The organism is Pseudomonas sp. TR47 (assembly GCF_044143025.1).
GTDB lineage: Bacteria > Pseudomonadota > Gammaproteobacteria > Pseudomonadales > Pseudomonadaceae > Aquipseudomonas > Aquipseudomonas putida_E.
The window spans coordinates 1-25,508 of the sequence record NZ_JBHFCS010000019.1; the positions used below are offsets into that span (position 1 = coordinate 1).

The 25,508-nt window shown below is 61.0% G+C and carries 22 protein-coding genes, 2 tRNA genes and 1 pseudogene; 17 read left to right on the forward strand and 8 right to left on the reverse strand.

From position 1 onward, the window contains the following. Both ACEWE8_RS18765 and ACEWE8_RS18770 read left to right on the forward strand, forming a co-directional pair. Nucleotides 1–121, forward strand: a pseudogene (locus tag ACEWE8_RS18765) (type VI secretion system tube protein Hcp); the annotation flags it as partial. Between the two features lie 74 nt (nt 122–195). Then, a complete protein-coding gene (locus ACEWE8_RS18770; protein WP_125924570.1) occupies nt 196–561 on the forward strand; it encodes a hypothetical protein in 366 nt (121 codons plus the stop codon). Nucleotides 562–611: 50 nt separating this feature from the next. On the opposite strand, the gene ACEWE8_RS18775 is transcribed toward ACEWE8_RS18770, so the two are convergent. From ACEWE8_RS18775 to ACEWE8_RS18790, 4 genes are all read right to left on the reverse strand, one after another. After that, nucleotides 612–2,177: an iron ABC transporter permease gene (locus ACEWE8_RS18775; protein ID WP_012316469.1), complete on the reverse strand. Its 1,566-nt coding sequence runs from the start codon at nt 2,175–2,177 to the stop codon at nt 612–614. Then, entirely contained in the window at nt 2,177–3,190 is a 1,014-nt protein-coding gene (locus tag ACEWE8_RS18780; RefSeq protein WP_012316468.1) for an extracellular solute-binding protein, read from the reverse strand. Before ACEWE8_RS18780 ends, ACEWE8_RS18775 begins: the two co-directional genes overlap by 1 nt. 184 nt (nt 3,191–3,374) lie before the next feature. After that, nucleotides 3,375–3,461 (reverse strand) — tRNA-Leu (locus tag ACEWE8_RS18785). 87 nt (nt 3,462–3,548) lie between these two features. Beyond that, nucleotides 3,549–3,635, reverse strand: a tRNA-Leu gene (locus tag ACEWE8_RS18790). Nucleotides 3,636–3,906: 271 nt separating this feature from the next. Here ACEWE8_RS18790 and rnr point away from each other — a divergent pair. The 9 genes from rnr (at nt 3,907) to azu (ending at nt 14,514) form a co-directional block, all read left to right on the forward strand. Continuing rightward, nucleotides 3,907–6,486: a ribonuclease R gene (gene rnr, locus ACEWE8_RS18795; protein ID WP_046787806.1), complete on the forward strand. Its 2,580-nt coding sequence runs from the start codon at nt 3,907–3,909 to the stop codon at nt 6,484–6,486. Beyond that, nucleotides 6,483–7,229, forward strand: a complete 747-nt coding sequence (gene rlmB, locus ACEWE8_RS18800) for a 23S rRNA (guanosine(2251)-2'-O)-methyltransferase RlmB (protein WP_012316466.1) — start codon at nt 6,483–6,485, stop codon at nt 7,227–7,229. The genes rnr and rlmB overlap by 4 nt, the downstream gene beginning before the upstream one ends. Before the next feature lie 308 nt (nt 7,230–7,537). After that, nucleotides 7,538–7,963, forward strand: coding sequence for a 30S ribosomal protein S6 (gene rpsF / locus ACEWE8_RS18805; RefSeq protein ID WP_003249557.1), 426 nt, complete (start codon nt 7,538–7,540; stop codon nt 7,961–7,963). Between the two features lie 28 nt (nt 7,964–7,991). Next, nucleotides 7,992–8,222 (forward strand): 30S ribosomal protein S18, encoded by a 231-nt coding sequence (gene rpsR, locus ACEWE8_RS18810; protein WP_003249563.1) that lies wholly within the window; start codon nt 7,992–7,994, stop codon nt 8,220–8,222. Between the two features lie 33 nt (nt 8,223–8,255). Then, the gene (locus ACEWE8_RS18815) at nt 8,256–9,119 is read left to right on the forward strand and encodes a hypothetical protein (protein WP_046787807.1); all 864 of its coding nucleotides are present in this window, start codon (nt 8,256–8,258) and stop codon (nt 9,117–9,119) included. A gap of 20 nt (nt 9,120–9,139) precedes the next feature. Further along, nucleotides 9,140–9,586, forward strand: a complete 447-nt coding sequence (rplI, locus tag ACEWE8_RS18820; protein WP_012316464.1) for a 50S ribosomal protein L9 — start codon at nt 9,140–9,142, stop codon at nt 9,584–9,586. Between the two features lie 113 nt (nt 9,587–9,699). Further along, nucleotides 9,700–11,097 carry a replicative DNA helicase gene (gene dnaB, locus ACEWE8_RS18825; RefSeq protein ID WP_046787808.1) on the forward strand — a complete coding sequence of 466 codons (1,398 nt, stop codon included), beginning with the start codon at nt 9,700–9,702 and terminating at the stop codon, nt 11,095–11,097. 122 nt (nt 11,098–11,219) lie between these two features. Then, nucleotides 11,220–13,523 carry a YgiQ family radical SAM protein gene (locus tag ACEWE8_RS18830; protein WP_046787809.1) on the forward strand — a complete coding sequence of 768 codons (2,304 nt, stop codon included), beginning with the start codon at nt 11,220–11,222 and terminating at the stop codon, nt 13,521–13,523. Nucleotides 13,524–14,067: 544 nt separating this feature from the next. Beyond that, nucleotides 14,068–14,514, forward strand: a complete 447-nt coding sequence (gene azu / locus ACEWE8_RS18835) for an azurin (protein WP_046787810.1) — start codon at nt 14,068–14,070, stop codon at nt 14,512–14,514. A gap of 114 nt (nt 14,515–14,628) precedes the next feature. Here azu and nadE read toward each other — a convergent pair whose 3' ends face one another. Then, on the reverse strand, nt 14,629–15,456 hold the full coding sequence (gene nadE, locus ACEWE8_RS18840) for an ammonia-dependent NAD(+) synthetase (protein WP_012316460.1): 828 nt from the start codon (nt 15,454–15,456) through the stop codon (nt 14,629–14,631). A 3-nt stretch (nt 15,457–15,459) separates the two neighbouring features. Further along, the gene (gene pncB / locus ACEWE8_RS18845) at nt 15,460–16,665 is read right to left on the reverse strand and encodes a nicotinate phosphoribosyltransferase (RefSeq protein ID WP_046787811.1); all 1,206 of its coding nucleotides are present in this window, start codon (nt 16,663–16,665) and stop codon (nt 15,460–15,462) included. 468 nt (nt 16,666–17,133) lie between these two features. Here pncB and ACEWE8_RS18850 point away from each other — a divergent pair, with 468 nt between their 5' ends. From ACEWE8_RS18850 to ACEWE8_RS18875, 6 genes are all read left to right on the forward strand, one after another. After that, on the forward strand, nt 17,134–18,270 hold the full coding sequence (locus ACEWE8_RS18850; RefSeq protein WP_012316458.1) for a branched-chain amino acid ABC transporter substrate-binding protein: 1,137 nt from the start codon (nt 17,134–17,136) through the stop codon (nt 18,268–18,270). A 154-nt stretch (nt 18,271–18,424) separates the two neighbouring features. Continuing rightward, nucleotides 18,425–19,339, forward strand: coding sequence for a branched-chain amino acid ABC transporter permease (locus ACEWE8_RS18855; RefSeq protein WP_012316457.1), 915 nt, complete (start codon nt 18,425–18,427; stop codon nt 19,337–19,339). Nucleotides 19,340–19,341: 2 nt separating this feature from the next. Continuing rightward, on the forward strand, nt 19,342–20,643 hold the full coding sequence (gene livM, locus ACEWE8_RS18860) for a high-affinity branched-chain amino acid ABC transporter permease LivM (protein WP_046787813.1): 1,302 nt from the start codon (nt 19,342–19,344) through the stop codon (nt 20,641–20,643). After that, nucleotides 20,640–21,515 (forward strand): ATP-binding cassette domain-containing protein, encoded by an 876-nt coding sequence (locus ACEWE8_RS18865; RefSeq protein ID WP_012316455.1) that lies wholly within the window; start codon nt 20,640–20,642, stop codon nt 21,513–21,515. The genes livM and ACEWE8_RS18865 overlap by 4 nt, the downstream gene beginning before the upstream one ends. Continuing rightward, complete coding sequence (locus tag ACEWE8_RS18870; protein WP_012316454.1) at nt 21,512–22,228, forward strand: ABC transporter ATP-binding protein; 717 nt, start codon at nt 21,512–21,514, stop codon at nt 22,226–22,228. The genes ACEWE8_RS18865 and ACEWE8_RS18870 overlap by 4 nt, the downstream gene beginning before the upstream one ends. Before the next feature lie 606 nt (nt 22,229–22,834). Continuing rightward, nucleotides 22,835–23,602, forward strand: a complete 768-nt coding sequence (locus ACEWE8_RS18875) for an SDR family oxidoreductase (protein WP_046787874.1) — start codon at nt 22,835–22,837, stop codon at nt 23,600–23,602. A gap of 99 nt (nt 23,603–23,701) precedes the next feature. Here the strand turns inward: ACEWE8_RS18875 and ACEWE8_RS18880 are convergent, their stop codons facing one another. Both ACEWE8_RS18880 and ACEWE8_RS18885 read right to left on the reverse strand, forming a co-directional pair. Next, the gene (locus ACEWE8_RS18880) at nt 23,702–24,799 is read right to left on the reverse strand and encodes an AGE family epimerase/isomerase (protein ID WP_046787814.1); all 1,098 of its coding nucleotides are present in this window, start codon (nt 24,797–24,799) and stop codon (nt 23,702–23,704) included. 49 nt (nt 24,800–24,848) lie between these two features. Further along, a complete protein-coding gene (locus tag ACEWE8_RS18885; RefSeq protein ID WP_046787815.1) occupies nt 24,849–25,481 on the reverse strand; it encodes a TetR family transcriptional regulator in 633 nt (210 codons plus the stop codon). Between the last annotated feature and the right edge of the window lie 27 nt (nt 25,482–25,508).

Consider the following 25,508-nt stretch of genomic DNA (forward strand, 5'->3'; position numbering starts at 1 on the left):
CTCTGCCACCGCAAGTTCTGCGGGTGGCGCATCTTCAGGGCGCACCACCCTCACCAATTTCACCTTCACCAAATACCTGGACAGTGCCAGCTGCAAGCTTCTTGCTGGGGGGGTTACAGGCGGTATGTTAGGTGGTGAAGTAGGTGGCAAAACAGGTGAAGTTATTGGGGAGGTGATTTATGAAGGGGCTCTAAGGTGACTTCTATTCATCCTGGGTTGATTGGGCTGTTGATCATGGGGCCTATGATATTTAGCATGCTGGCTATTGTTTATGTGGCGCATTATTACGTCGAATCGTTCGAGGCAATGATGCCAAATAGTCGTATTGTTCGTGATTATAGAAGGGTTTTTTCCAGTGCCGGTTTAGTTGGAAAGCTCATGCGTACAGGTTCGATTTCCATGATACTGATGATGCCAAAGATGTATGCGCGCAGAGGGCTCGTTGACTTGGATGAAGTAAGAGGCTTTCCTCGTCGACTAAAGCGTGTGCTGGTTGGATTGCACTTATTACTATTTGTGCTATTAAGCGCTCTTGTGGGGTTCCGTTTTTTATTACTTTAGATCGATTCGTGTAACGCTAGCCCAGGCCGCATGGCAGCCTGGGCAAATTCTTAGGCCTTGTTCAAATACATCCGCGTAGTCAGCAGATACACCGGCAACCCCGAAACCACAATCAACAACGCCGCATAAGGTGCCGCCGCCGCGAACTCGACGTTGGCGGTATGCGCCCAGACCTCGGTGGCCAAGGTGGTCATGCCCGTCGGGCTGAGCAGCAGGGTGGCAGTCAGCTCCTTCATGGCATCGAGGAACACCAGTGCGAAGGCGGCCGCCAATGCTGGGAAGATGATCGGCAAGGTCACCCGGCAGAACGCCGCGAAACTGCTGGCACCCAGGGTGCGGGCGGCTTCTTCCAGGGTTGGCGATGCCTTGTTCAGCGCGGTGCGCACAGGGGCCTGCGCCAAAGGCAGGAACAACAGCGCATAGGCCAGCAACAGCAACGCAGTGGTCTGGTACAGCGCCGGCACGTAGTGCAGGGAAAACACTACCAGCGTCAGGGCGATCACCAGGCCGGGAAGGGCATGCAGCAGGTAGGGCAGGCGCTCGGCCCAGAGCGCCAGGCGGCCTTTGTAGCGCACCACCAGGAAGCTCACCGGCAACGCCAGCAGCACGCAGAAACCGGCGCCGCCCAGTGACACCGACAGGGAGGTCAGCAGCGCCTTAGAAATCTCCGCCACCGGGAACGCCGCCGAAGACCCCACGCTCAGCCAGTAACCGAGCATGGCCAGTGGAATACCGCTGCCCAGTATCGCCAGGCCCAGGCAGAACAGTTGCGCCAGCGGCGCCCAGCTACCCAGGCGTACCGGCTGCGCGCGGCGTGCCACGCCCTGGCCGATGCGTACGTGGCGGGCCTTGCCGCGCACCTTCAGTTCCAGCCAGAGCATCACCAGGCACAGTGCCAGCAGTACCGCCGAGAGCATGGCGGCGTTGGCGTTGCTGAACTCCAGCTCGAACTGTTGGTAGATCGCCGTGGTGAAGGTCTGCAGGCCCAGGATCGACAACGCGCCAAACTCCACCAGCATGTGCAGGGCGATCAGCAATGCGCCGCCGAGCATCGACGGCCACAGCAGCGGCAGGGTGACCTTGGTGAAAACGCCCCAGCGGCTGCAGCCCAGGGTGCGCGCCGACTCTTCAAGCGAAGTGTCGAGGTTGCGCAGGGTGGCGGCCACCGGCAGGAATATCAGCGGGTACTTGGACAGGGCCATGACCAGGATAGCTCCGCCCAGCCCCTCGAAGTCCGAGCTCAGCGACACCCAGGTAAAGCTGCTGACGAACGAAGGTACGGCGAATGGCAGGCATAGCACTACGCCCCACAGCCGACGGCCCGGCAGGTTGCTGCGTTCGAGCAGCCACGCCAGCGCCAGGCCAACCACCATGCACGCCACCGTCACCCCGACCATCAGCATCAGGGTGTTGCGCATCAGGCCCCAGACGAACGGGCGCCAGAGCAGGTGCAAGGCTTCTCGCCAGCCGGCTTCCCAGGCTTTCATCGCGACGTACAGCAATGGCAGCAAGCTCATCGCCACCAGAAACAGTACAGGCAGCACCACCCAGATGGAGGGGCGCTTGCGGCGCGGTACGAAGCGTACCGGCACCGGCTCGGACAGGGCGGCGGTCATCAGAGCAGGCCGACCTCGCGTTCAAGCTCCAGCGCTTCCTCGGCATTGCCCAGGTCGGCCGGCGAGATTTTCGGCGGGCGCAGGTCTTCGAACGGCTTCAGGCCACGGTCGGAGACCATGCCTTTGTGCAGCGGGTATTCAGCGGTGGTCTGGGTGATCACACGCTGACCTTCTTCGCTGGCCATCCAGTTGAGCAGGGCCTGCGCTTCTTTCGGGTGCTTGCTGGCCTTGACCGCTGCGGCGCCGGAGATGGTCACCAGGCCACCGGCATCGCCGTCGGCCAGGTAATACAGCTTCGAATCGAGCTTGCCGCGCTCGCGCTCCAGGGCGTACCAGTAGTAGTTGTTCACCAGCACGGCGGCGACTTCGCCTTTTTCCACGGCCTTGAGTGCGACCATGTTGTTGGTGTAGGTCTTGCCGAAGGCTTTCAGGCCGGTCAGCCACTCTTCGGCAGCGTCACGCCCGTGCATCTTGAGGATGGCCACGGCCTGTTCCTGGAATGCACCGCTGGTCGGTACGAAACCGACCTTGCCGTCCCACTCGGGGTTGGCGAAATCCATTACCGATTGCGGCAAGTCTTTCTCGTCGATCTTCTTCGGGTTGAACACCACCACGCGGGTGCGGGCGGTCACGCCCATCCAGGAACCGTTGGCGGCAACGTATTCCTTGGGCAGCATGTTCAGCGTGGCGTCATCGATCTTCGCCAACAAGCCCAGTTCGCCCAGGTTGTTCAGTGGTGGCGATTCTTCGGTGTAGATGATGTCGGCCGGCGAGCGGTCGCCTTCCTCGATGATCTGGCTGGCCAGCTGATTGCTGCTGCCTTTGCGGATATTGATATGGATGCCGGTCTTGGCCTCGTAGGCCTTGGCGATGGCTTCGCCGATTTCCTTGTGTTGACCGTTGTACATGGTCAGAGTGACCGGGTCGTCTGCCATGGCGGCCGGAGCGCCCATCACCAGGCTAAGGACAGCGGCGGCCAGGGTGCGCATCAGCGGTTGCGGACGGATCGTCATGCGGGTACTTCCTCGCTTACGGCTACATATTTGGAAACAATGGTAAACGAAATCGTTTCTCAAGTGGCCGTGTGACGAGAAATTCATGGTTAGCCCATCGTCGGATGGCTGGCCCTGCAGGGGAGGGTGACACAAAAATCGCAGGCAAGAAAAAACCCACTAGCAAGCTAGTGGGTTTTTTGAATGGTGCCCAGGAGAAGACTCGAACTTCCACGACCGTTAAGTCACTGATACCTGAAACCAGCGCGTCTACCAATTCCGCCACCTGGGCAAAGCTTTACATCGTCTGATGAAGGCGACTATCGTTCGCTTTCACACAGTAGTAACAGATCCTTGGTCATCTGTTACTTGAAATACTTGGTGCCCAGGAGAAGACTCGAACTTCCACGACCTTGCGGTCACTGATACCTGAAACCAGCGCGTCTACCAATTCCGCCACCTGGGCACACATTCGAGATAAAAAGATGCTTTACAGCGCCGTTCATCTCTACTACAACTTCGGGGTTGTCCGTCGTTGTGGTGCGCACTATACGGACGCTCCCAGGGGCTGTAAAGCCCTTGATCAAAAAAAATTTCAAAAAATTCAACTTGTTGATTCCACACGCCTATTGCCGCACTGCGGACATGCTGCTGGGGCTGTCCAAGCCCGACATTTCCGGTTTCAATAGGCCTATGCCAGAATTCATATCTATATACCCCAAGGTGAACCCCTTCTGATGGCCGATTGGCAATCCCTCGATCCCGAGGCCGCTCGCGAAGCGGAAAAATACGACAACCCTATCCCCAGCCGTGAGCTGATCCTGCAGCGCCTTGCCGACCGTGGCGAACCGGCCGCGCGCGAGGAGCTGGCGGCCGAGTTCGGTCTTTACGAAGAAGATCAGATCGAAGCCTTGCGCCGTCGTCTGCGCGCCATGGAGCGTGACGGCCAGCTTATCTATACCCGGCGCGGCACATATGCCCCGGTAGACAAACTGGACCTGATCTGCGGCCGGGTCTCCGGCCACCGCGACGGTTTCGGCTTCCTTATCCCTGACGATGGCAGCGACGACCTGTTCCTCAGCCCGTCGCAAATGCGCCTGGTATTCGATGGCGACCGTGCCTTGGCGCGTGTCTCGGGGCTCGACCGCCGTGGCCGCCGTGAAGGTGTGCTGGTAGAAGTCATTTCCCGCGGCCACGAAAGTGTGGTCGGCCGCTACTTCGAAGAAGGCGGCATCGGTTACGTGACGCCGGACAACCCGAAGATCCAGCAGGAAGTGCTGGTGACCGCGGGTCGTAACGGTGGCGCCAAGATCGGCCAGTTCGTCGAGATCAAGATCACCCACTGGCCAACCCCGCGGTTCCAGCCACAAGGCGATGTGGTCGAAGTGATCGGCAACTACATGGCGCCGGGCATGGAAATCGATGTTGCCCTGCGCAGCTATGACATCCCGCACGTCTGGCCCCAGGACGTAATCAAGGAAGCGCGCAAGTTCCGCTCCGATGTCGAAGAGAAGGACAAGGAAAAGCGTATCGACCTGCGCCACTTGCCCTTCGTCACCATCGACGGCGAAGATGCCCGCGACTTCGACGACGCTGTTTATTGTGAGCCGCTTGGCAAGCTGCGGCTGTTCTCTGGTGGCTGGCGCCTCTATGTGGCCATCGCCGACGTGTCCAGCTACGTGCGTCTGGGCTCTGCCCTGGATGTCGAGGCGCAGCAGCGTGGCAACTCGGTGTACTTCCCCGAGCGTGTTGTCCCGATGCTCCCTGAGGAGCTGTCCAACGGCCTGTGCTCGCTGAACCCGCACGTCGATCGCCTGGCCATGGTCTGCGAAATGACCATGAACAAGGCCGGCCAGATGGTCGACTACCAGTTCTACGAAGGGGTGATCCACTCCCATGCCCGCCTGACCTACAACAAGGTCAGCAGCATGCTCGAGCATGCCCGTACCCGCGAGGGCAAGGCGCTGCGCGAGGAGTACCAGGAGGTCCTGCCGGACCTGAAGAACCTGTACAACCTGTACAAGGTGCTGCTCGATGCCCGTCACGCCCGCGGCGCCATCGACTTCGAAACCCAGGAAACCCGCATCATCTTCGGTGAAGAGCGCAAGATCGCGGAAATCCGCCCGACCGTGCGCAACGATGCCCACAAGCTGATCGAGGAATGCATGCTGGCGGCCAACGTCGCCACGGCCGAGTTCCTCAACAAGCATGGCGTGCCGGCGCTGTACCGCGTGCACGATGGCCCGCCACCGGAGCGCCTTGAAAAGCTGCGTGCCTTCCTCGGCGAGCTGGGCCTTAGCCTGCACAAAGGCAAGGACCCTTCGCCCAAGGACTACCAGGCACTGCTTGCAAGCATTGCCGGGCGCCCGGACTTCCACCTGATCCAGACGGTGATGCTGCGTTCGCTGAGCCAGGCGGTGTACAGCACCGACAACAACGGCCACTTCGGTTTGAACTACGAGGCGTACACGCACTTTACCTCGCCGATCCGTCGTTACCCGGACCTGCTGGTGCACCGCGCCATCCGCAGCATCATCCGTTCCAAGGTCGATACTCCGCACGTCAAGCGTGCCGGCGCCATGAGCATTCCCAAGGCGCGTATCTATCCGTACGACGTGAACACCCTCGACCAGCTCGGCGAGCAGTGCTCCATGACCGAGCGCCGCGCCGACGAAGCCACCCGTGACGTTGTCAACTGGCTCAAGTGCGAGTTCATGAAGGACCGTGTGGGCGAGACCTTCCCGGGTGTGATCACTGCGGTCACCGGTTTTGGGCTGTTTGTCGAGCTGACCGATATCTACGTCGAAGGCCTGGTGCACGTCAGTGCGCTGCCGGGTGACTACTACCACTTCGACCCCGTGCATCACCGCTTGTCGGGTGAGCGCACCGGGCGTAGCTTCCGTCTGGGCGACACCATCGAGGTCAAGGTCATGCGCGTTGACCTAGACGAGCGCAAGATCGACTTCGAAGTGTCCGATCAGCAGCTCGCTGCGCCGATAGGGCGCAAGGGCCGTGGCGCCGCACCGGCTGCAGAAAAGGCCGAGCAGCAGCCAGTGGTGGAGGCCAAGGCCACACCGAAACCGCGCAGCCGCAAGAGCGAGACCGCCGAGGCTTACTTCCCGAAAGATGCCGTGCAGCGTAATGCTGAAGTGCGCAAAAGTCGCGAAATGAAGAAGGCGCTGATGACCGACGCGCGCACTGGCGGCAACGCCGGCAGCAAGTCGGACAAAGGCGGCAAGCCCTCCGGCAAGCCCACCAAGCACCGTAAAGGCCCGCCGAAATCCGGCGCGCCACGCAAGAGCAAGAACAAGTCATGAGTCAGCTGGAAAAAATCTACGGTGTGCATGCCGTGCAGGCGCTGCTGCAGCACCATCCGAAGCGGGTCAAGCAGATCTGGCTGTCGGAAGGGCGCAGCGAGCCACGCATCCAGGCGTTGCTGGCGCTGGCCGCAGAAAACCGTGTGCAGGTTGGCCAGGCCGAGCGCCGTGAGCTCGATGCCTGGGTCGAGGGCGTGCACCAGGGCGTTGTTGCCGAGGTCAGCCCAAGCCAGGTGTGGGGCGAATTGATGCTCGAGGAGTTGCTCGAGCGCACCGAAACGCCACCGCTGATCCTGGTGCTGGACGGCGTCACCGACCCGCACAACCTCGGCGCCTGCCTGCGCACCGCCGATGCTGCCGGGGCTACGGCAGTGGTGGTGCCCAAGGATAAATCGGCGACGCTGACACCGGTGGTGCGCAAGGTGGCCTGCGGCGCAGCGGAAGTGATTCCGCTGGTGGCGGTGACCAACCTGGCGCGTACCCTGGAGAAGCTTCAGCAGCGTGGCCTGTGGGTGGTGGGTACGGCCGGTGAGGCCGAGCAGGAGATCTATCAGCAGGACCTGACCGGCCCGTTGGTGATGATCATGGGCGCGGAAGGCAAGGGCATGCGCCGGCTGACCCGTGAACACTGCGATTTCCTGGTCAAGTTGCCAATGTCGGGCAGCGTCAGCAGTCTGAACGTTTCAGTGGCTACGGGCGTCTGCCTGTTCGAGGCAGTGCGCCAGCGCCAGGCCAAGCGCTGATCTGTCGACACTGTAGCGGCCCTATCGCCGGTAAGCCGGCTCCCCAAAGCACCACGCCAGGTTCAATGGCTGTGGTGCTTCGCTGCAAGCCGGCGAGCTGGCGGTAGGGCTCGCCCAAGGTAAAGTGTTTCCGGCTGTTCAAATAATCGCCAATCACCTTGCTTGTGTGCACCGCCTTCTCTACAATTGCGCCCCTTGCCGAGCTGGCAGGCGCACATGTGCCTCCCCTCCATGGCAAGACATACAGTGTCATTCACTCCTTGTCTGACCAGATACGCTGGCAGACTACTAACCCGTAAGGAGCATTCATGCGTCATTACGAAATCATCTTCCTGGTTCACCCGGACCAGAGCGAGCAAGTCGGCGGCATGGTTGAGCGTTACACCAAGCTGATCGAAGAAGATGGTGGCAAGATCCACCGCCTGGAAGACTGGGGCCGTCGTCAACTGGCCTACGCAATCAACAATGTTCACAAGGCTCACTACGTGATGCTGAACGTTGAGTGCACCGGCAAGGCCCTGGCCGAGCTGGAAGACAACTTCCGCTACAACGATGCCGTGATCCGTAACCTCGTCATCCGTCGCGACGAAGCCGTAACCGGTCAGTCCGAGATGCTGAAGGCCGAAGAGAACCGCAGCGAGCGCCGTGAGCGTCGTGAGCGTCCTGAGCATGCTGACTCCGCCGAAGGCGACGACAGCAATGACAGCGACTCCAGCGATAACGCTGACGAGTAATCCACGGACCTTTTGAGGAGCCTATTACATGGCACGTTTCTTCCGTCGTCGTAAATTCTGCCGCTTCACTGCTGAAGACGTGAAAGAGATCGACTTCAAAGATCTCAACACCCTGAAAGCTTACGTATCCGAAACCGGCAAAATCGTTCCAAGCCGTATCACCGGTACCAAAGCTCGTTATCAGCGTCAGCTGGCTACCGCTATCAAGCGCGCCCGCTTCCTGGCCCTGCTGCCCTACACCGACAGCCACGGCCGCTGAGACCGGGTCGTCGACAAGTAGTAAGGGATAAGCATGCGAGCGTTGGCTGATTTCATCATGCGCGGTCGTGTGCAGGCCACCTTGGTGGTGGTCGTGAGTGCGGTATTACCGCTGCTGTTCTGGTTGAGTGCCGCTGCCGGGAGCCTTGTGCTGCTGCGGCGCGGGTTCAAGGACGCTTCAACGGTCATCGCTTTCGGCCTTTTGCCGGCGGTGGCCATTTGGGCCTTCGGTGATCCAAGCACCTTGCTGGTGCTGTTGGGAACACTGGGGCTGGCCGCCTTGTTGCGTGCCGGGCATTCCTGGAGCCGGGTGTTGTTGTCCAGTGTTGTGTTGGGGTTGGTCTACAGCCTCATCCTGGACGCGGTACTGCGCGAAACCTTCGAAGTGTTGGCCAAGGCGCTTTCCGAAGCGTTGCCGCAAATCGAAGGCAAGCCAGTCATTCCCGGTGAGCTGATCGGCCCTGTGCTGGTCGCTTCCACAGCGGTGATGCTGCAGTTGTTCAGCGTGCTGGCTTTGATGCTGGCGCGTTATTGGCAAGCAGCGTTGTACAACCCTGGAGGCTTCGGTCGCGAGTTTCGCGCCCTGAAGTTGCCGCGGGCAGTCATGCTGGCTCTGGTTGCCGCGATGGTGTTGGGTCCGTTCATCGGCCCGCAGTTCATCGTCCTGGCTTCCGCGTCCAGCCTGGTGCTCGTCCTGGCCGGCATCGCCTTGATGCATGGGCTGGTGGCACAGGGCCGGCTGGCCGGTTTCTGGCTGGTCGGCATGTACGTGACACTGCCGCTGATACTGCAGCTGATTTATCCGTTGCTCGTGGTTCTGGCCATTGTCGACAGCCTGATTGATTTTCGCGGTCGCAAGTCCCCTGAGGGGAATGACTCCGCGAACGGTGAAGGTTAAAAGTTAAGAGGTTTTACCAAATGGAACTGATCCTGCTGGAAAAAGTCGCTAACCTGGGCAACCTGGGCGACAAAGTTAAGGTTAAGGCTGGTTACGGCCGTAACTTCCTGCTGCCATTCGGCAAGGCCACCGTTGCCAACGCCGCCAACCTGGCTGCGTTCGAAGAGCGTCGCGCCGAGCTGGAAAAAGCAGCTGCTGACCGTAAATCGTCGGCTGAAAGCCGCGCTGCCCAACTGGCCGAGCTGGAAGTGACCATCACTGCCACCGCTGGCGACGAAGGCAAGCTGTTCGGTTCGATCGGCACCCACGACATCGCTGACGCCCTGACCGCCTCCGGCGTTGAAGTGGCCAAGGCTGAAGTTCGTCTGCCGAACGGCACCATCCGTCAGGTTGGCGAATACGACGTAGCCGTGCACCTGCACAGCGACGTTGAAGCCACCGTACGTGTGGTCGTCGTAGCTGCCTAAGCTGCGCTGACTGGGTAGCTCCTCGCGGGCTGCCCGGTTAACATCGGGCACGTCCTGTCTCTGAACAGGCCGTGCCCTTTGTCTTTTTCATCCTCCAGAATTCTTTCGTGGCCATGAACGAGATCACCAATCCCGAACAGCTAGACCTGCAAACCGCTGCCCTCAAGGTGCCGCCGCATTCCATCGAGGCCGAACAGGCCGTGCTCGGTGGCCTGATGCTGGACAACAACGCCTGGGAGCGGGTGCTGGATCAGGTTTCGGATGGCGATTTCTATCGGCATGACCACCGCCTGATCTTCCGTGCCGTGCATAAGCTGGCCGACGCCAACCAGCCGTTCGACGTCGTCACCCTGCACGAGCAACTGGACAAGGAAGGCTTGTCGACCCAGGTTGGCGGCCTGGCGTACCTGGCAGAGCTTGCCAAGAACACCCCGTCGGTTGCCAACATCAAGGCCTACGCCGCGATCATTCGCGAGCGGGCAACGTTGCGCCAGCTGATCAGCATCAGTACCGACATCGCCGACAACGCCTTCAACCCGCAAGGGCGCAATGCCGCCGAAATCCTCGATGATGCCGAACGGCAGATCTTCCAGATCGCCGAGGCGCGGCCCAAGACCGGCGGCCCGGTGGGCGTCAACGAACTGTTGACCCTGGCTATCGACCGGATCGACACGCTGTTCAACTCCGACAGCGACATCACCGGTGTTTCCACCGGGTTCACCGACCTGGACGCGAAAACCAGCGGCCTGCAGGCTGCCGACTTGGTCATCGTGGCCGGCCGTCCGTCGATGGGTAAGACCACCTTCGCCATGAACCTTGTGGAAAATGCCGTGTTGCGTACCGACAAGGCGGTGTTGGTGTTCTCCCTCGAGATGCCAGGTGAGTCGCTGATCATGCGTATGCTCTCGTCCCTTGGCCGCATCGACCAGACCAAGGTGCGTTCCGGTCAGTTGGACGATGACGACTGGCCGCGCCTGACGTCGGCGGTCAACTTACTCAACGACCGCAAGCTGTTCATCGACGATACCGCCGGCATCAGCCCCTCGGAGATGCGGGCGCGTACCCGCCGCCTGGCGCGTGAGCACGGCGAGATCGCCATGATCATGGTCGACTACCTGCAGCTGATGCAGATCCCGGGCTCGGCCGGTGACAACCGGACCAACGAAATTTCCGAGATTTCCCGCTCGCTAAAGGCCCTGGCCAAGGAATTCAACTGCCCGGTCATCGCCCTTTCGCAGCTCAACCGCTCCCTGGAACAGCGCCCGAACAAACGCCCGGTGAACTCCGACTTGCGTGAATCGGGTGCAATCGAGCAGGACGCCGACGTGATCATGTTCGTGTACCGGGATGAGGTGTACCACCCGGAGACCGAGCACAAAGGCGTTGCCGAAATCATCATCGGCAAGCAGCGTAACGGCCCCATTGGCTTCGTCCGCCTGGCGTTCATCGGTAAGTACACCCGCTTCGAGAACCTCGCACCGGGCATGTACAACTTCGACGACGACGAATAAAAGGCTACGCGGGTATCACAGCCCACTAGCGTATGAATCCGACGGCTATCGTCGGATTTGGTCAAATTTTGTGCTATATTCCGCGCCCGCGATTTCCCTGCACAACAGAACCGGTCACTGACATGCAAGCAGCCAAACCACTCTACGACTATCCCAAGTACTGGGCCGAATGCTTCGGGCCAGCACCTTTCCTGCCGATGAGCAGGGAGGAGATGGATCTGCTCGGCTGGGATTCCTGCGACATCATCATCGTGACCGGTGATGCCTACGTCGATCATCCGTCATTCGGCATGGCCATCATCGGCCGCCTGCTGGAAGCCCAGGGCTTTCGCGTGGGCATCATTGCCCAGCCGAACTGGCAGTCCAAAGACGATTTCATGAAGCTTGGTGAGCCGAACCTGTTCTTCGGCGTCGCGGCGGGCAACATGGACTCGATGATCAACCGCTACACCGCAGACAAGAAAATCCGCTCTGACGATGCCTATACCCCGGGCGGCATGGCCGGCAAGCGCCCTGACCGCGCCAGCCTGGTGTACAGCCAGCGCTGCAAGGAAGCCTACAAGCACGTGCCGATCGTGCTCGGTGGCATCGAGGCATCGCTGCGCCGCATCGCCCACTATGACTACTGGCAGGACAAGGTTCGCCATTCGATCCTGATCGACGCCAGCGCCGATATCCTGCTGTACGGCAACGCCGAGCGGGCGATCGTCGAGGTCGCCCAGCGCCTGTCCAGTGGCCAGAGCATCGAAAGCATCACCGATGTGCGCGGTACCGCATTCGTGCGTCGTGACACGCCCGAGGGCTGGTACGAGATCGACTCGACCCGCATCGACCGCCCTGGCCGCGTCGACAAGATCATCAACCCGTACGTCAATACCCAGGACACCCAGGCCTGCGCCATCGAGCAGGCCAAGGGCGACCAGGAAGACCCGAACGAAGCCAAGGTCGTGCAGATCCTCGACAGCCCGCGCATGACCCGCGACAAGTCGGTGATCCGCCTGCCATCGTTCGAGAAGGTGCGTAACGACCCGGTGCTCTACGCCCACGCCAACCGTGTGTTGCACCTGGAGACCAACCCGGGCAACGCTCGTGCGCTGGTGCAGAAGCACGGCGAAGTGGATGTGTGGTTCAACCCGCCACCCATTCCAATGACCACCGAGGAAATGGACTACGTGTTCGGCATGCCCTATGCCCGTATTCCGCACCCGGCCTACGGCAAGGAGCGCATCCCGGCCTACGAGATGATCCGCTTCTCGGTGAACATCATGCGTGGCTGCTTCGGCGGCTGTACCTTCTGCTCGATCACCGAGCACGAAGGCCGGATCATCCAGAACCGCTCCCATGAGTCGATCCTGCACGAAATCGAGGAGATGCGTGACAAGGTGCCTGGCTTCACCGGCGTGGTCTCCGACCTTGGCGGGCCGACGGCCAACATGTACCGCATCGCCTGCAAGAGCCCGGAGATCGAGAAGCACTGCCGCAAGCCGTCGTGCGTGTTCCCGGGCATCTGCGAAAACCTCAACACCGACCACAGCTCGCTGATCGAGCTGTATCGCAAGGCACGCGCCCTGCCGGGTGTGAAGAAGATCCTGATCGCGTCGGGCCTGCGCTATGACCTGGCAGTGGAATCGCCGGAGTACGTCAAGGAGCTGGTCACCCACCACGTGGGCGGTTACCTGAAGATTGCCCCGGAGCACACCGAGCGTGGCCCGCTGGACAAGATGATGAAGCCGGGCATCGGCTCCTACGACCGCTTCAAGCGCATGTTCGAGAAGTACTCGAAAGAGGCGGGCAAAGAGCAGTACCTGATCCCGTACTTCATCGCTGCGCACCCAGGCACCACCGACGAAGACATGATGAACCTCGCCCTGTGGCTCAAGGGCAACGGCTTCCGCGCCGACCAGGTGCAGGCGTTCTACCCGTCGCCCATGGCCTCGGCTACAGCCATGTACCACTCGGGCAAGAACCCGCTGCGCAAGGTCACTTACAAGAGTGAAGGCGTGGAGATCGTCAAGAGCGACGAGCAGCGCCGCTTGCACAAGGCGTTCCTGCGCTATCACGACCCGAAGGGCTGGCCGATGCTGCGCGAGGCACTGGAGCGTATGGGCCGTGCCGACCTCATCGGCCCGGGCAAGCATCAGTTGATACCGCTGCACCAGCCACAGACCGACACCTACCAGAGTGCACGGCGCAAGAACTCGACGCCGGCCGGCAGCCACAAGGTGGGCAAGGATCAGAAGATCCTCACCCAGCACACCGGTTTGCCGCCGCGTGGCAGTGATGGGAGCAAGCCGTGGGACAAGCGTGAGAAGGCCAAGGCTGAAGCGTTCGCCCGCAACCAGCAGGCGGCCAAGGAACGCAAGGAAGCGGCAAAAGGTGGTGGCAAAGGCAGCAAGAAGCCGCGCCAGCCTGTCATTCCGCGCTGATTGATTCTTGGGGCTGCTTTGCAGCCCATCACGACACAAGGCCGCTCCTGCAATGTCCGCGCAAGCACAATTCATTTGGCAGCGCGGTCGATGTTGGAGTGGCCTTGTGTCGCGAAAGGACCGCAAAGCGGTCCCAAAAGCCTCTGGGTCAATCAGGCTTCTTGTCGACCCACTTCGCCGCCAAGGCCGAGAAAACCACGCGACTTCTCGTTGAGTCCATCCGCATCAAACAAGCCTGGCCTTAATGTTCGAAGGCAGTTGTCACTCCGGGCGGGAGAATTCACAGATCGCACCGCTGGCCCCGTGGGCGTAGGCGGCGAGCAGGCTGTTCATGAAACTTGAGAGGGCCATTGCAGTTGCTCCTGAATGAGAGGTTGTCCCATCGTCCATTAAAAGGGCATGATGTGCCCTTAGATTGGTTGTATACAATCCATTGAACAATTCAACTGGCTGGCCACTTGACACCCTTTGATGCATGTCAGCAAGGGGCTGAACGGTTTCAGGCAGTCTCGCAATTGATAAAACCCTGCCAAGGAGATTCATGATGTTTGCGAAAGCTGTAGCGGTATCCCTGCTGACCCTCGCCAGCGCCTCCGTCTTCGCCGCCGAGTGCTCGGTAACTGTCGACTCGACTGACCAGATGTCCTTCAATACCAAGGAAATCGTCATCGACAAGAGCTGCAAGCAATTCACCGTGAACCTGGAACATTCGGGCAAATTGCCAAAGAATGTCATGGGTCACAACATTGTCATCAGTAAGGCAGCTGACATGCAGCCGATCGCGACCGATGGTCTGAGCGCCGGTATCGAGAAGTCCTATCTGAAAGAAGGTGATGAGCGTGTCATCGCTCACACCAAGATCATTGGGGCGGGCGAAAAAGACGCGGTGACCTTTGATGTGTCCAAGCTGGTTGCTGGTACAGACTACGGCTTCTTCTGCTCATTCCCAGGCCATATCTCGATGATGAAAGGCACGGTAGTCGTCAAGTAATGACACTTTGAAGCAGGGGAGGGCTTTGCCCTCCTTCGCGACACGAGGCCGCGCCTACAGTCCTGTAGGCGCGGCCTTGTGTCGCGAAAGGGCCGCAAAGCGGCCCCAGAGGTCTCACGGTGCGAACGGCAGTTCGCGCTTGTGTTGGGTCTTGCGGTAGGTGGCGACGATGATGTCGAACGCTTCCTGCTCAACCGGCAGCCCATGCAGGAAGGCATCGATCTGTTGGTAGGTCACGCCATGCGACGCCTCGTCAGGCTTGCCTGGCTCCAGGTCTTCCAGGTCCGCAGTAGGCACCTTCTCCACCAGCGACTCCGGCGCCCCGAAGCTGCGCGCAATGGCCCGCACCTGGTTCTTTACCAGGCCGCTCAACGGGGCCAGGTCGCAGGCACCGTCACCAAACTTGGTAAAGAAGCCCATCACTGCCTCGGCGGCGTGGTCGGTGCCGATCACCAGGCCAGCGCGGGCGCCAGCGATGGTGTACTGCGCGACCATGCGCGTACGCGCCTTGACGTTGCCCACGACGAAGTCCACCAGTGACGGCGAGCCGTCTTTCAATGCTTGCACCTCTGCGGCCAGTGCACGCACGGCAGGTGCAATATCAACGGTGTGCACTTCATCGGCGTTGATCACTTCCAGGCACGCCTGGGCGTCGTGCTCGTCATGCTGTACCTGGTACGGCAGGCGCACGGCAATGAAGCGGTAGGCCGGGTCGCTGCTTTCGGCGCGCAACTCGTTGATGGCGCGTTGGGCGAGCAGGGCGGCAGTCAGCGAATCGACGCCCCCGCTGATGCCCAGTACCAGGGTCTTGAGGCGGGCGTTGGCCAGGCAATCCTTGATGAACGCCACGCGCCGGGCGACTTCGGCCTCGAGCGCAGCGGCGTCTGCGAACGGCGGCTGCACGTTGAGCGCCTGGGCAATCTCTTGCTGAACGGCTTGCATGGGTTACTCCTTGCTGGGGATTTTGAACACGTGACGCATGTAGGCGACGAAGTTCTCGTCGCGGCACTGGGTCTTGGCGGCCTCGTCAGAGATCTTCGCCACCGGCGAGCCGTTGCAGTCGGTCATTTTAAGCACGATATTCATCGGCGCCACGCCGGGGATGTCGCAGGTCAGGTTGGTGCCGATGCCGAAACTGACGTTGATGCGCCCGCGCAGGGCACGGAAGATCTGCAGCGCGCGGGTCAGGTTGAGGCCGTCGGAGAACACCAGGGTCTTGGTCATCGGGTCGATCCCCAACCTCTGGTAATGGGCGATGGCCTTTTCCGCCCAGGCCACCGGCTCACCCGAGTCGTGGCGCAGGCCGTCGAACAGCTTGGCGAAGTACAGGTCGAAATCGCTGAGGAAGGCATCCATGGTGATGCAGTCGGTCAGGGCGATGCCGAGCAGGCCGCGGTACTCCCGGACCCAGCAGTCCAGGGCGGCGATCTGGCTGTCGATCAGCCGCGGGCCGAGCTGCTGGTGGGCCATGATCCATTCGTGGGCCATGGTGCCCAGCGGCTTGATATCCAGTTTCCATGCCAAATCGACGTTGCTGGTACCGACGAAGCGGGCCGGGAAGTCATCGCGCAGTACCCGCACCACCTCCTCCTGCACGCGGCTGGAAAAACGCCGGCGGGTGCCGAAGTCGGCCACTTGCAGCTCGGCCAGTTCGTCGGCGCTGGCATGCGCCTGTAGCCAGTCGAACTTGCGGTAAAGCTGGTCACGGGCCTCGGCCAGGCGCATGCGCGGGTGCAGGTGGCGGTTGCGCACTTCGCTGATGATGGCCAGCAGCGGGACTTCGAAGAGGATCACATGCAGCCAGGGCCCTTTGAGGCGCAGGTACAGCTGGTCGCCCTCGATACCAACCTGCACATAGCGCAGGTTGAAACGGAACAGGCGCAGAAAGCGCAGGAAGTCGGGCTTGAGGAAGCTGATGCGTTCGAGGAAGGCCAGCTGGCCATCATCGAGGGTAAGTTCGCTCAGCCGTTCGAGCTGGTTGCGGATCTCGCCCAGATAGGGGCGCAAGTCTTCGCCATTGCGGCAGCGGAATTCCCACTCCACGTCGGCATCCGGGTAGTTGTGCAGCACGCCCTGCATCATGGTGAGCTTGTAAAAGTCGGTGTCGAGCAGGTTGTGCACGATGCGCTCAGCGAATGCGCTCTCGCTCATCAGGGTGGGCTCCAAAGCGGCGAATGGCGGTCATTGTGCCACAGGAAACGCGCCGAACTTGCCGGCAACGCGTTACCGGCGGGAGCGGGTGCGTGTGTGAAGAAGCCGAAACAGACAAATCAGGTGTTTTTCCGTGCACCAGCTAGCCTTGAAACGGTGCCGCCTGTAGCAGTTGCGCACCAGGGGTGTGCAGTTCGGTGACGTCTGCTGTTACAGGGTGGTTGCACGTAAACACTTGTCAGGGTTGCAATGATGGCACTCGGTGGTTGCTCCTTGTTTGCGCGCACGGTGGCGCTTGTCGCGTGGCAGACGGTTGCACACTCAGTAAAGAAAAGGCCGTCGGTCGCCTCGACGCGGCCCCAACAGTGTGATTTCCCGGAAGACAAAACCGATGGCACGGCCCTTGCTCTGAGCACAGGGCTGAGAAGTTGTAGTGCCAACCAAAAAAAACTCTAGGAGCACCACCTCATGTCGCAGACGTTTTACAAGAAAGGTTTCCTGGCACTGGCCGTGGCTACGGCACTGGGTGTTTCTTCGTATGTTCAGGCCGACGTCAAGATCGGTGTCGCGGGCCCGATGACCGGGGCTAACGCAGCGTTTGGCGAGCAATACATGAAAGGTGCCCAGGCGGCAGCTGACAAGATCAACGCTGCCGGTGGCGTCAACGGCGAAAAAATCATCCTGGTCAAAGGCGATGACGCCTGTGAGCCGAAACAGGCTGTATCGGTCGCCAACCGTCTGGTCGATCAGGACAAGGTAATCGGTGTGGTGGGCCACTTCTGCTCCTCCAACACCATTCCAGCTTCCGAGGTGTATGACGAAGCAGGCGTGATCGCCATCACCCCTGGCTCTACCAACCCACAAGTCACCGAGCGCGGGCTGAGCGCCATGTTCCGCATGTGCGGCCGTGACGACCAGCAGGGCATCGTTGCCGGTGACTACATCGTCGATGTGCTCAAGGGCAAGAAGGTGGCGGTGCTGCACGACAAGGACACCTACGGCCAGGGCCTGGCCGATGCAACCAAGGCGCAGCTGGAGAAGCGTGGCGTCAAGCCGGTGCTGTATGAAGGCCTGACCCGTGGCGAGAAAGACTTCAGCGCCGTGGTGACCAAGATCCGTTCCACCGGTGCCGACGTGGTCTACTTTGGCGGCCTTCACCCCGAAGCCGGTCCGCTGGTGCGTCAGCTGCGCGAGCAAGGCCTGAAGGACGTCAAGTTCATGTCCGATGACGGTATCGTCACCGACGAACTGGTCGCAACCGCGGGCGGCGCCCAGTACGTGGACGGCGTGTACATGACCTTCGGTGCCGACCCGCGCATGCTGCCAGACAGCAAGGCGGTGGTGGAAGAATTCCGCAAAGCCGGCACCGAGCCTGAAGGCTACACCCTCTACGCCTACGCTTCGCTGCAAGCCCTGGCCGCTGCCTTCAACGGCGCCAAGTCCAACAAGGGCGAAGACGCTGCCAAGTGGCTCAAGGCCAACCCGGTGCAGACCGTCATGGGCGAGAAGAAGTGGGACAGCAAAGGCGACCTGACTGTCTCTGACTACGTGGTCTACCAGTGGGACAAGGACGGCAAGTACCACCAGCTGGAAAAACAAAAATAACAACGGCAGCCAGCCCGGGCCTGCGCCCGGGCCGATGCCCCTGCGGTACCTGTCTTTATTCGGAGACCTGCACGGTTCTGCGCTGCGAGGGCCGCTTTATCCGTGGCCTGGCGTGCTCGGCGCTTGTGCAGTCTCGCTCAGGTGAGATTGCGTTATGGATGGTATTTTCCTGCAGCAACTGGTCAACGGCCTGACCCTCGGGTCGGTCTATGGCCTGATCGCCATCGGCTACACAATGGTCTATGGCATCATCGGCATGATCAACTTCGCGCACGGCGAGGTGTATATGATTTCCGCGTACCTCGCGGCAATCAGCCTGGCATTGCTGGCTTATTTCGGCATCGAGTCGTTCCCCCTGCTGATGTTGGGCACCTTGTTGTTCACCATCGTCGTCACGGGTGTGTATGGCTTCACCATTGAACGCATCGCCTACAAACCCCTGCGCAACTCCACCCGCCTGGCACCGCTGATCAGTGCCATCGGCATCTCGCTGATCCTGCAAAACTATGCGCAGATCAGCCAGGGCGCCCGCCAGCAAGGCGTGCCGACCCTGCTCGAAGGTGCCTGGCGCGTCGAAGTGGGCACTGGCTTCGTGCAACTGACCTACACCAAGATCTTCATCCTGATTGCCGCATTCGTCGGCATGGGGCTGCTCACCTATGTGATCAAGTACACCAAGCTCGGCCGTATGTGCCGCGCTACCCAGCAAGACCGCAAGATGGCCTCGATCCTTGGCATCAACACCGACCGGGTGATCTCCTACGTGTTCGTCATCGGCGCGGTGATGGCTGCGCTTGCCGGTGTGCTGATCACCATGAACTACGGCACCTTCGACTTCTACGCCGGCTTCATCATCGGCATCAAGGCATTCACCGCTGCGGTGCTCGGCGGCATCGGCTCGCTGCCCGGCGCCATGTTGGGCGGGATTATCCTGGGTATTTCCGAGTCGTTGTTCTCTGGCCTGATCAACTCCGACTACAAGGACGTGTTCAGCTTCTCGCTGCTGGTGCTGATCCTTATCTTCCGCCCACAAGGCCTGTTGGGTCGCCCGCTCGTGGCTAAGGTGTGAACATGTCCACTGCCAAAACTGCCTCCGTTTCCGAAACCCAAGGTTTCGATCTCAAACGCAGCTTGCTCGAGACCATCGTCGCCGGCCTGCTCGCGCTCATTGTCTTTGGTCCGGTCGTCGGCGTGGTGCTCGACGGCTATAGCTTCAATGCCGAACCCCGCCGCGTGGCCTGGCTGGTCGGTGGCGTGATGGCCGGGCGCTTCCTGCTCAGCCTGTACCTGCAGACCGCCGCAGGCAAACGCATGTTGCAAGGCTTCGACAGCGGCGGCTCGGGGGTGCACGTCAATGCACCGAACTACAAGTCGCGTCTGCGTTACATCATTCCGGCGCTGATCGTGATCGCCATCGTCTTCCCCATCTTCGCCAACAAGTACCTGCTGACCGTGGTCATCCTGGGCCTGATCTACGTGCTGCTGGGCCTTGGCCTGAACATCGTGGTAGGCCTGGCGGGCCTGCTCGACCTGGGCTACGTGGCGTTCTACGCCATTGGCGCCTATGGCCTGGCGCTGGGCTATCAGTACCTGGGGCTGGGGTTCTGGAGTGTGCTGCCACTGGCGGCCATCGCCGCGGCTCTGGCGGGGTGCATACTGGGCTTTCCGGTGTTGCGCATGCACGGTGACTACCTGGCGATCGTGACCCTGGGCTTTGGCGAGATCATCCGCCTGGTGCTGAACAACTGGCTGTCGTTCACCGGTGGCCCGAACGGCATGCCGGCCCCGGCGCCGACCTTCTTTGGCCTGGAGTTCGGCCGTCGAGCCAAGGATGGCGGGGTGCCGATCCACGAGTACTTCGGCTTCGATTACAACGCCAATCTGAAGTTCGTGTTCATCTATGCCGTGCTGTTCCTGGTCGTGCTGGCGGTGCTGTACATCAAGCATCGGCTGACCCGCATGCCGGTTGGCCGCGCTTGGGAAGCGCTGCGTGAGGACGAAATCGCCTGCCGCTCGATGGGCCTGAACCATGTGCTGGTCAAGCTTTCGGCCTTCACCCTGGGGGCCTCCACTGCGGGCCTCGCCGGGGTGTTCTTCGCCACCTACCAAGGCTTCGTCAACCCGTCCTCGTTCACCTTCTTCGAGTCGGCGCTCATTCTGGCCATTGTCGTACTGGGCGGCATGGGTTCGACCGTGGGCGTGGTGATCGCTGCGTTCGTACTGACCGTAGCGCCGGAGCTGCTGCGCAGCTTCTCCGAATACCGGGTGCTGCTGTTCGGTGTGCTGATGGTGCTGATGATGATCTGGCGACCGCGTGGGCTGATCCGCATCAGCCGCGCCGGTGTGGTCCCGCGTAAAGGAGTGGCGCCATGAGCGACGAAATCATTCTCTCGGTCGACAACCTGATGATGCAGTTCGGTGGCATCAAGGCGCTCAGCGACGTCAGCCTCAAGGTCAAGCGTAACCAGATCTTCGCCCTGATCGGCCCCAACGGCGCCGGCAAGACCACGGTGTTCAACTGCCTGACCGGTTTTTACAAGGCCAGCGGCGGGCGCATCGAGCTGAACGTGCGCGGCAGCCATACCAACGTCATCCAGTTGCTTGGTGAGCGCTTCCAGGCGGCGGACTTCGTTTCGCCGGCACGTTTTGGTTCACGCCTGTACTACAAGATGTTCGGCGGCACCCACCTGGTCAACCGCGCGGGGCTGGCGCGCACCTTCCAGAACATTCGCCTGTTCAAGGAAATGTCGGTGGTGGAGAACCTGCTGGTCGCCCAGCACATGTGGGTCAACCGCAACCTGCTGGCCGGCGTGCTCAACACCAAGGCCTACCGCAAGGCCGAGAGTGATGCCCTGGACCACGCATTCTACTGGCTGGAGGTAGTCGATCTGGTCGACTGTGCCAACCGCCTGGCCGGGGAGCTGTCGTATGGCCAGCAACGCCGCCTTGAAATCGCCCGGGCCATGTGCACGCGGCCGAAGATCATCTGCCTGGACGAACCGGCGGCCGGCCTCAACCCGCAGGAGACCGAAGCACTTAGCCGTATGATCCGCGTGCTGCGTGACGAGCACGACATCACCGTGGTGCTGATCGAACACGACATGGGCATGGTCATGAGCATTTCCGACCATATCGTCGTGCTCGACCACGGCAACGTGATCGCCGAAGGCGCGCCGCAGGATATCCGCCACAACCCGACGGTGATCGCCGCCTACCTGGGTGCCGACGAAGAGGAGCTGGTATGAGTGCACCCATTCTGGAACTGAAGGACCTGGACGTGTTCTACGGGCCGATCCAGGCGTTGAAAAAGGTCTCGATGCACATCGATGAAGGTGAGACCGTGAGCCTGATCGGCGCCAACGGTGCCGGCAAGTCGACCCTGCTGATGTCCATCTTCGGCCAGCCGCGCGCAGCCTCGGGGCAGATTGTCTACCGTGGCACCGACATTACCCGCAAGTCGTCGCACTACATCGCATCCAATGGCATCGCCCAGTCGCCGGAAGGGCGCCGGGTGTTCCCCGACATGAGCGTCGAGGAAAACCTGATGATGGGTACCATCCCTATCGGTGACAAATATGCCAGTGAGGACATGCAACGCATGTTCGAGCTGTTCCCTCGGTTGAAGGAGCGGCGCAACCAGCGTGCGATGACCATGTCCGGTGGTGAGCAGCAGATGCTGGCCATTGCCCGTGCGCTGATGAGTCGGCCCAAGTTGCTGCTGCTCGACGAGCCGTCGCTGGGGCTGGCGCCGATCGTGGTCAAGCAGATCTTTTCGACCCTGCGCGAACTGGCCAAGACCGGGATGACCATCTTTTTGGTGGAGCAAAACGCCAACCATGCCTTGAAGTTGTCCGACCGCGCCTATGTCATGGTGAACGGCGAGATTCGCATGACCGGCACCGGGCAGGAGTTGTTGGTCAACGAAGAGGTTCGCAGCGCCTATCTTGGCGGGCACTAAGCTGAATCCGGGGCTGCTGTGCGGCCCCGATCGGCATCACCTGGCGAATGTGGACAACTTGTCGCATATCTTTCTTGAGCTTTGCCACAACCCCTACGCAAGCCATTGTTTCCACAGGCTCATTGTTGTCCACGGATAATGTGGAGCCGCCTGTGGAAAACATGGTGGCATCTAGCTGCAACCCAATGAGATCAAGGCCTGCACGGTTCTGTTCATATTTTGATCAGTTGCTGTTATGAGTCATTCAGCGCGGGTTTTCGCAGACGCCTTAGAGCGCTAACGATAGGCTACCAGCCTGTGGATAACTCTGTGCGAAACCCTTGGACAGACTGCTGTAAGCGGCATGTTTGAAAGGGTGCGCCATTACCGCAACGCGTGATCCTGACCGTAGGTGGCTGAAAGGGTTCCGCCTGATGGCGAAGTTGCCCCCAATCCGTGGGGAAAGCCTTGTGGATAACATGCGCATAGCTCGCGCTGGACCCTCTGCCATGCGGCTTTGCGGGTAATGTACAAAAAATGACCAAGTGCCTCGATGGCTTGCTGACTACGCCCGTCGCGGGCATGCTGCAAAGCTTGCCGAAAATAATCCACAGCGAGGAACAGAGCATGACGTCCACCGTATTCATCACTGGCGCGACTTCCGGTTTTGGCGAGGCCACGGCTCGCCGCTTCGCCGACGCCGGCTGGAAGCTGATCCTCACCGGCCGGCGCAAGGATCGCCTGGATGCCCTGTGCGCCGAACTGTCGGCCAAGACCGAAGTGCACGGCCTGGTGCTCGATGTACGTGACCGCAAGGCCATGGAACACGCTATAGCCAACCTGCCAGCGGGCTTTGACAAGCTACGCGGGCTGGTCAATAACGCAGGCCTTGCGCTGGGCGTCGATGCGGCGCAGAACTGCAGCCTGGACGACTGGGAAACCATGGTCGATACCAACATCAAGGGCCTGATGTACACCACCCGCTTGCTGCTGCCACGCCTGATCGCCCACGGCCGGGGGGCGTCGATCCTCAACGTGGGGTCGGTGGCGGGCAACTATCCGTACCCTGGCAGCAACGTCTATGGCGGTACCAAGGCGTTCGTCGGCCAGTTCTCGCTCAGCCTGCGTTGTGACCTGCGTGGCACGGGCGTGCGTGTCAGCAACCTTGAGCCAGGGCTGTGCGAAAGCGAGTTTTCGCTGGTGCGGTTCGGTGGGGACCAGGCCAAGTATGATGCCACCTACGCCGGTGCCGAGCCTATTCAGCCGCAGGATATCGCCGAGACTATCTTCTGGATCCTCAATCAGCCGGCTCACATCAACATCAACAGCCTGGAGGTGATGCCGGTGAGCCAGGATTGGGCTGGGTTATCGATCGATCGTTCGGTGAAAGGCTGATGCAGTAAGGGCGCTTCGCCGCCCAATCGGCGGCAAGCCGGCTGCCACAGGTGTTGCGGCTCTGCTTGCTCTGTGGAAGCCAGCTTGCCGGCAATTGCGTCAGTTCAGCCGGTGCAAGCCTTCCAGGCAAGTCGCCAGGTGATAGGGCGTAGTCGAAGGCATGTCATGGCGGCTGACCGCACCTTCACCATCGCGGCACTCATACCAGCCACCATCGTGCAGGAAGCGCTGTTCCATTGCCTGCAACTGTTCAGCCACCTTCACTTCACTCCCTGACCGCAAGGCCAGCGCCCGCAGGTACTCCGCCTGTGCCCAGATGCGCTGGGTCGCATCGATCACCTGGCCATCCACAGCCAGCATCGCCAGCACGGCAGCATCCTTCACTCCGCACTGCTCGGCGTAAGCGAATGCGCGGTCGATGGACGCATGCAGCGGCGTACCGCGCAGCAGTGCCGAGGTATGCAGCAGGTAGAACCACTCGAACTGGTGCCCCGGCTCGAACCAGTTATCCACAGCACCGCGGGGTTTTTCCAGCATCAGGCCATGTTGCGGTTCGATGAAGTGTGTCTGCAGGGCTTGGCACAGTTGCAACAGCGCCTGTTGCACACCTTGATCTGCACGCACGGCGAGAACCTGCAGGAAAGCTTCGGCCAGGTGCATCTGTGGGTTTTGCAGCGGGCCGCTGCCGAGGTCGGACCAGTCTTCACCGAGGCTCGCTTCGTAAAGGCCGTCATCGCGGGCAAACTGCTCGCTGACGATCTCGAGGGCAGCATTGAGCGCCGATTCCACCAGGCTTTCGCGGACTTTTCCCCAGTAATGAGCGCAGGCAAACACGATGAATGCGTGGGTGTAGAGGTCTTTGCGCCGGTCCAGCGGTTTGCCTTGGGCATCGATGCTGTAGAACCAGCCACCATGTTCGGCGTCGTGGAAATGCCGCTGCAGCGAGCGAAACAGCGCTGCGGCCCGCTCTGCCGCTCCCGGTTGCTCGATACGGCTGCTGAACAGGTACAACTGACGCGCGCAGGCCATCGCCCGGTAGCGCTGCACTGGCAGCGGGCGGTGCGTAGCATCCAGGGCCTCGTAGGGCAGGGCCATTTCGGGATTCCAGCCGGGGCCCAGCCACACTGGCACGATGCGTTCGGCGAAGTGCTGGTTGAAGCGGGCCAGTTCGGCTGGAGTGGGGCGGGGGTCGGACATGAATGCGCTCGTCACAATCGGCAGTGCGCCATGGTAGCAGAAGTGCGCTTCAGCCCGGATTACCCAAACCCTGCCAATGCCGCGCACCGACGAAGATGAAGCGCAACTGCTGGGTGATCTTGTCCCGTGCACTCAGCGCCTGTGGATAACCTTGTTCAGGGTTGTCGATCAGTTCCGGCAGGGTGGCGAACACGGTCTTCACCACCAGGTCGGCAATCACCGCCAGCGCTGCTCCGTTCAGGTGCTGCCAGCGTTTCATTCGCGCAAGGTCGGTAGCCAGGTCGTTGCTGATACCTTGGCGCAGGCGGCCGATAGCCTGGCGCACCGCCTGCGAGCCGCCGTACTGCTCGCGGGCCAGGAACAGGAACTGGGCCCGGTGGGCGGCTACCACGTCGAGGAAGATGCGTACCGAGGCGTCGGTGATACCGCCCAGTTCGAACTCGTTCTGCCGCACCAGGCGGATGGTCTGGCGGAAGGTGTCATCGACCTCGGCCACCAGAGCCAGGCCCAGGGCGTCCATGTCGGTGAAGTGCCGATAGAACCCGGTGGGCACGATGCCGGCGGCCTTGGCCACTTCGCGCAGGCTGATGCTGCCGAAACCACGGCCACTTTCCATGAGCTGGCAGGCCGCGTCGAGCAGGGCCTGGCGAGTCTGTAGCTTCTGTTCGGCGCGCGGCAGCATGTCAGGCCATTGATCGCGAAGGAAACC

What these genes read in the sequence shown, in the direction of transcription:
- rpsR (WP_003249563.1), top strand. Translation starts at nt 7,992, where the DNA reads ATGGCACGTTTCTTCCGTCGTCGTAAATTCTGCCGCTTCACTGCTGAA.
- ACEWE8_RS18775 (WP_012316469.1), bottom strand. Translation starts at nt 2,177, where the DNA reads ATGACCGCCGCCCTGTCCGAGCCGGTGCCGGTACGCTTCGTACCGCGC.
- ACEWE8_RS18880 (WP_046787814.1), bottom strand. Translation starts at nt 24,799, where the DNA reads ATGTCCGACCCCCGCCCCACTCCAGCCGAACTGGCCCGCTTCAACCAG.
- rpsF (WP_003249557.1), top strand. Translation starts at nt 7,538, where the DNA reads ATGCGTCATTACGAAATCATCTTCCTGGTTCACCCGGACCAGAGCGAG.
- ACEWE8_RS18780 (WP_012316468.1), bottom strand. Translation starts at nt 3,190, where the DNA reads ATGACGATCCGTCCGCAACCGCTGATGCGCACCCTGGCCGCCGCTGTC.
- rplI (WP_012316464.1), top strand. Translation starts at nt 9,140, where the DNA reads ATGGAACTGATCCTGCTGGAAAAAGTCGCTAACCTGGGCAACCTGGGC.
- ACEWE8_RS18885 (WP_046787815.1), bottom strand. Translation starts at nt 25,481, where the DNA reads ATGCTGCCGCGCGCCGAACAGAAGCTACAGACTCGCCAGGCCCTGCTC.
- ACEWE8_RS18870 (WP_012316454.1), top strand. Translation starts at nt 21,512, where the DNA reads ATGAGTGCACCCATTCTGGAACTGAAGGACCTGGACGTGTTCTACGGG.
- ACEWE8_RS18875 (WP_046787874.1), top strand. Translation starts at nt 22,835, where the DNA reads ATGACGTCCACCGTATTCATCACTGGCGCGACTTCCGGTTTTGGCGAG.
- rlmB (WP_012316466.1), top strand. Translation starts at nt 6,483, where the DNA reads ATGAGTCAGCTGGAAAAAATCTACGGTGTGCATGCCGTGCAGGCGCTG.
- nadE (WP_012316460.1), bottom strand. Translation starts at nt 15,456, where the DNA reads ATGCAAGCCGTTCAGCAAGAGATTGCCCAGGCGCTCAACGTGCAGCCG.
- ACEWE8_RS18830 (WP_046787809.1), top strand. Translation starts at nt 11,220, where the DNA reads ATGCAAGCAGCCAAACCACTCTACGACTATCCCAAGTACTGGGCCGAA.
- ACEWE8_RS18865 (WP_012316455.1), top strand. Translation starts at nt 20,640, where the DNA reads ATGAGCGACGAAATCATTCTCTCGGTCGACAACCTGATGATGCAGTTC.
- dnaB (WP_046787808.1), top strand. Translation starts at nt 9,700, where the DNA reads ATGAACGAGATCACCAATCCCGAACAGCTAGACCTGCAAACCGCTGCC.
- rnr (WP_046787806.1), top strand. Translation starts at nt 3,907, where the DNA reads ATGGCCGATTGGCAATCCCTCGATCCCGAGGCCGCTCGCGAAGCGGAA.
- azu (WP_046787810.1), top strand. Translation starts at nt 14,068, where the DNA reads ATGTTTGCGAAAGCTGTAGCGGTATCCCTGCTGACCCTCGCCAGCGCC.
- ACEWE8_RS18850 (WP_012316458.1), top strand. Translation starts at nt 17,134, where the DNA reads ATGTCGCAGACGTTTTACAAGAAAGGTTTCCTGGCACTGGCCGTGGCT.
- pncB (WP_046787811.1), bottom strand. Translation starts at nt 16,665, where the DNA reads ATGAGCGAGAGCGCATTCGCTGAGCGCATCGTGCACAACCTGCTCGAC.
- livM (WP_046787813.1), top strand. Translation starts at nt 19,342, where the DNA reads ATGTCCACTGCCAAAACTGCCTCCGTTTCCGAAACCCAAGGTTTCGAT.
- ACEWE8_RS18855 (WP_012316457.1), top strand. Translation starts at nt 18,425, where the DNA reads ATGGATGGTATTTTCCTGCAGCAACTGGTCAACGGCCTGACCCTCGGG.
- ACEWE8_RS18815 (WP_046787807.1), top strand. Translation starts at nt 8,256, where the DNA reads ATGCGAGCGTTGGCTGATTTCATCATGCGCGGTCGTGTGCAGGCCACC.